The sequence below is a fragment of the Martelella sp. genome (genome assembly GCF_984369615.1).
Window position 1 is genome coordinate 1 of the sequence record NZ_CFHTCS010000388.1, and the last position, 3,865, is coordinate 3,865.

The 3,865-nt window shown below is 59.0% G+C and carries 7 protein-coding genes, 1 tRNA gene and 1 pseudogene; 1 reads left to right on the forward strand and 8 read right to left on the reverse strand.

The genetic code is table 11. The features are described 5' to 3' along the window. From AC5DC2_RS20780 to AC5DC2_RS20795, 4 genes are all read right to left on the reverse strand, one after another. Positions 1 to 356, reverse strand: a 356-nt coding sequence (locus tag AC5DC2_RS20780; protein WP_491699864.1) for a TetR/AcrR family transcriptional regulator, incomplete at its 3' end; no start/stop codon positions are given. 381 nt (positions 357 to 737) lie between these two features. After that, a complete protein-coding gene (locus AC5DC2_RS20785) occupies positions 738 to 1,232 on the reverse strand; it encodes a VOC family protein (RefSeq protein ID WP_491699865.1) in 495 nt (164 codons plus the stop codon). A 47-nt stretch (positions 1,233 to 1,279) separates the two neighbouring features. Further along, on the reverse strand, positions 1,280 to 1,618 hold the full coding sequence (locus AC5DC2_RS20790; protein ID WP_491699866.1) for a VOC family protein: 339 nt from the start codon (positions 1,616 to 1,618) through the stop codon (positions 1,280 to 1,282). A 29-nt stretch (positions 1,619 to 1,647) separates the two neighbouring features. Next, entirely contained in the window at positions 1,648 to 2,094 is a 447-nt protein-coding gene (locus AC5DC2_RS20795) for an SRPBCC family protein (protein WP_491699867.1), read from the reverse strand. A 48-nt stretch (positions 2,095 to 2,142) separates the two neighbouring features. On the opposite strand from AC5DC2_RS20795, the gene AC5DC2_RS20800 reads away from it, so the two are divergent. Beyond that, entirely contained in the window at positions 2,143 to 2,505 is a 363-nt protein-coding gene (locus tag AC5DC2_RS20800) for an ArsR/SmtB family transcription factor (protein WP_491699868.1), read from the forward strand. 38 nt (positions 2,506 to 2,543) lie between these two features. Here the strand turns inward: AC5DC2_RS20800 and AC5DC2_RS20805 are convergent. The 4 genes and pseudogenes from AC5DC2_RS20805 to AC5DC2_RS20820 all read right to left on the reverse strand — a co-directional run. Further along, positions 2,544 to 2,609 (reverse strand): annotated as a pseudogene (locus AC5DC2_RS20805) (DUF2274 domain-containing protein); the annotation flags it as partial. A gap of 341 nt (positions 2,610 to 2,950) precedes the next feature. Beyond that, positions 2,951 to 3,229, reverse strand: coding sequence for a hypothetical protein (locus AC5DC2_RS20810; RefSeq protein ID WP_491699869.1), 279 nt, complete (start codon positions 3,227 to 3,229; stop codon positions 2,951 to 2,953). 110 nt (positions 3,230 to 3,339) lie between these two features. Continuing rightward, positions 3,340 to 3,504 (reverse strand): hypothetical protein, encoded by a 165-nt coding sequence (locus tag AC5DC2_RS20815; RefSeq protein ID WP_371260705.1) that lies wholly within the window; start codon positions 3,502 to 3,504, stop codon positions 3,340 to 3,342. A 168-nt stretch (positions 3,505 to 3,672) separates the two neighbouring features. Beyond that, positions 3,673 to 3,757, reverse strand: a tRNA-Leu gene (locus AC5DC2_RS20820). Positions 3,758 to 3,865 lie beyond the last annotated feature (108 nt).

Here is a 3,865-nt window from a genome sequence, read left to right on the forward strand (position 1 = left end):
GACCCATAGACCTCCTGCGTCATGGTGCCGACGAGACAGGTGAACTCGGCGAGGTCGCCCTCGATGATTGCCTTGCGGAACTCGATGTAGCCGATCAGCCGCTCGAACGGATCATCATGGTCGTGATAGGGGGCGCTTGCGAAGAATGCGCCGGTGGTGGCCGACCAGTGTTCCGCCGCCGCGATACCGAGCGCGTCCTTGCTCTTGAAGTGATGGAAGAAGGCCCCCTTGGTCACCCCCGCGGCCGAACAGAGTTCGTCGACGGTGGTGGCCGTATAGCCCTTGGCGCGGATCAGCGACAGCGCCGCATCGAGCAGCTTCGATCTCGCATCCGGTTTTGAGGTCATTTTGGGCATGTGTCGCCTCCTGTTCCGGAACACATACCAACTAGTCGGTTTGATGTCAAATGCGATGATGATCACGCAGGGCGCGCGAGTGCGATCGCGAGCTGGAGGCGGCGATTACCGCACCGACGGACGATTCGTATCGTGACCCGCAATGACTTGTTCGTGCATCTGGAGCGTAATCGCTACAGCGTCCCCGCCAACCGGCTGGTGAGCCTGCGGGTTTATTCCACTTGCCGCTCCGACTTACCGGGGGCAATCACATGTTCGATCACCACCTTCGCTGGCCTCCGCTGTGAACCGAAAACGCTTCGAGCAGCGCAGCCTGCCCCAGAAGCCACCCTCTCGGGAACCGTTCCGGCAGTCCGCGCCGCCAATGATCTGCCCCTGCGATCATTCTCGCGGCGCACCTCTCAAGGCGGCCTCGATGGTTGAAATATCAATCTTCCGCATTTCCATCATTGCCGCTTGCGCCCGCGCCGAGGCGGCAGGGTCCGGGTGCGAAAGCGCCTCCATCAGAACCCGCGGCGTGATTTGCCAGCGAAAGCCCCAGCGGTCCTTGCACCAGCCGCACATGATCTCTTCACCGCCATTGCTGACAATTGCGTGCCATAGCCGGTCCGTTTCGGCCTGGTCCTCGGTGTAGACCTGAAGCGAATAGGAATCGTTGGGCTGAACGTGGGGTCCGGCGTTGAGTAGCACATATGGAAGTCCCAACAGCGTCATCTCCACAAGCTGAACAGTCCCCGCAGGGCCGCTTGGCGCGCCTTCGGGGATACGGACGACCTGGTCCACATGGCTATCAGCAAAGGTTGCGGTATAGAACTCTGCGGCCGTCTCGGCCTCCGTGTCGAACCAGAGGAATACGGCGGCTTTTCGATTCGTCATCGTCTATCTCCTTACCCATGGCGGCAGGGCGCCACAGAATCAATGCATCACGTCATCCGCTCCTTGCGCAGCAGAATCACCGTTCCGGCGGGGTCCGACGTCCAGTGCCCGGTCACATTGGTCAGCGGTTCCAACGCGTCCCGGCAAGGGCTGCCAAGTCGCGACAGGGCAGCATCAGGATCGTCATCGAACAATTCGATCCACACATCTGTCTGGCTTTGCTGCGGGACACGATCGATCCACAGGGTCATGGCGCCGAATTCGAACCCTGTGCTGTTGTCCAGATCACGAGTGACCGTCAGCCCCACCTTGTCGCGATAAAAGGCCACGGTTTCCGCCCAACGGTGCGGCGGCACCTTGATGGCAATGTTCTTTCCCGGCTCCATATGACGCCCCTCCTCTTTCGACACTCGATCTACCTGTAAAATCCGTCCCGTAAATTGATTCCGTGCTCCAGCCAGGCCTTCATGGCGCAGAGCATCCCTGTCCATCCCTCGCAATTGCCGAAACAGGAGGCCATGCCGGCCTCGGTTTCGGGCCAGCCAAATTCGCTGATCCGCACCAGCGTGCGCCCGTCGTCCAGCGGGCTGAACTCCATGGTCACGGTCGTCCAGGTGGCGGTTTTCCGGTCCGCTTCCCATTGCAGTACGATTCTTTTGTTGGGGACGACCTCCTGAACCAAGACAGGGAAGGCGCCGGGGAAATCGTGGAAGTCCCAGGTCACCTCAACTCCGGTTTCCAGCCGCCCCCGCGCCCCGCCGGTGGTGAAATACTTTGACAGGCGCTCCGGAGCGACCACGGCCTCGAAGACCTCTTCCACGGGCTTGGATATGCGCCCTGCCACTGTAAATTTCAGCTCCATGATGCGAATCCTCTTTGCTTTTTCGGCATTATGTTATAAAACTACAACATGTCAACTGAGGAAAAATACGACACCCTGTTCAAGGCGCTCGGCCACCGGGCGCGACGGCGGATTCTCGACCTGATCAAGGACGGCCCGAAGACCACCGGCGCGCTCTGCGAGACGCTAACGGATCTCGACCGCTGCACGGTGATGCAGCATCTTTCAGTGCTGGAGAAAGCCGGGCTGGTGGTTGTCGAGCGGCGCGGCCGGGAACGGTGGAACCATCTCGACGCACTCCCGATCCATGACGTTCAGAAGCGCTGGATCGGACCTTACGCCGCGCACGCGATAGGGATGCTAGAGGATTTGGAGACGCTGGCTGAAACCGACGTATCATCGCCGGAACGCCGCAAAAAAAGTGACGCCTGAGAGACTGCGGCCAGGCTTGCCGATCCCAGACAGTTCGCCTGGCCGCTCTCACGGGCCAGCACCTCGGCGTAGGCAACCAAATCGCGGTGAAGTGGTGCGGGCAATGCTCTGCGCCCCGAAAACTGGAGGGAAGTCGGGGCTCAGGTCACAGAATCTGTACGATATGACGTGCTTCTTCGTTCAAGCCGGATAGCGCGCCAGGCGCCAATACACACCTCTCAAGCCATTCAGCAGAGAATGGAGGCCGCCCGGCGCTGTTCTTGTCGCGGAATGATAGGTTCGCAAACGGATTATTGTCCGACGATACACCCTGATAGCGTTGATAGGATCGCCAGATGTTGCGAAGGCAGCCGATATCCTTATTGCCGGACGAAACGCTTCTTTGGGCGGGGCCGTCAGCCGGTGCAATCTTCTCCCGCCAGTATCGGTAGAGTTTCAGAGCATCCTAGCGATCGATCTCATCGAAATACTTATCTCCGGCAACCGCAATGAAGTTTGAAACAGCCCGGCGCCGCACCTTCGTCCAGTTGCGCCTCTGTGTAGCGCTCTTGCTTGCAACTTCCGGTGCAGCAATTTCTGTCAGATATAGCTCGAAGGCTTCGGACAATCGAACGCGCGGCCGAGGCTCAAGCCCCAAAACCGCCGCGGCATCCATGCTCATTGGCGGTGAGACCAACAATGCATCCAATCGCGCCATGATCTGATCGCCGGTCTCGCTTGCCATCACATCGGCTGCCGGACGATAGGTGAAATCCAGAGCACCCGCTCGCGCCACGGCTGCGGCGCGGTAGCGTGCGTCCGCCTTACTGCGATCATCCCCCCTGGATATGCGCCTCACAATGGGTTGTCAGCCTTTTCGCAGGCATCACGTTCAATTCGGGCCATCGCAAGATCACGAGTCCGGAGCGAAATTCGAATGGCCGGCGCTCGCGATTCAAGGTCTATCGCAAGCTTCGGCACCCGCCGAACGTACATGTAAATACCTTGTCGCGTTGTCAGAAAACGGTCCGGATTCTTTCCTTTGGACGTAGTTCGCGTAGCGCTCGTTCCCTAATTTGCTGCACACTTTGTTGCATGCAAATGGCGTTAAGGGCGATAGCGATGGAGGGAGATCTATAATTTTCGATTAAAAATCAAAATCTTACTGAAGAATAACAGTGAGAAACCTGGTGCCCCTTGCCGGAATCGAACCAGCACTCCTTTCGGAACCTGATTTTGAGTCAGGCGCGTCTACCAGTTCCGCCAAAGGGGCCCTTTGCCTCGTCTTGAGGCAGGCATGGCGGAATATAAGGAGATCGGGCCGGGCGTCAACACGCTTCTGGCGCCGGGCCTGCACAAATTTGCGCCGTGCGGCTCTTGA

What these genes read in the sequence shown, in the direction of transcription:
- AC5DC2_RS20785 (WP_491699865.1), bottom strand. Translation starts at nt 1,232, where the DNA reads ATGACGAATCGAAAAGCCGCCGTATTCCTCTGGTTCGACACGGAGGCC.
- AC5DC2_RS20790 (WP_491699866.1), bottom strand. Translation starts at nt 1,618, where the DNA reads ATGGAGCCGGGAAAGAACATTGCCATCAAGGTGCCGCCGCACCGTTGG.
- AC5DC2_RS20795 (WP_491699867.1), bottom strand. Translation starts at nt 2,094, where the DNA reads ATGGAGCTGAAATTTACAGTGGCAGGGCGCATATCCAAGCCCGTGGAA.
- AC5DC2_RS20800 (WP_491699868.1), top strand. Translation starts at nt 2,143, where the DNA reads ATGTCAACTGAGGAAAAATACGACACCCTGTTCAAGGCGCTCGGCCAC.
- AC5DC2_RS20810 (WP_491699869.1), bottom strand. Translation starts at nt 3,229, where the DNA reads ATGGCAAGCGAGACCGGCGATCAGATCATGGCGCGATTGGATGCATTG.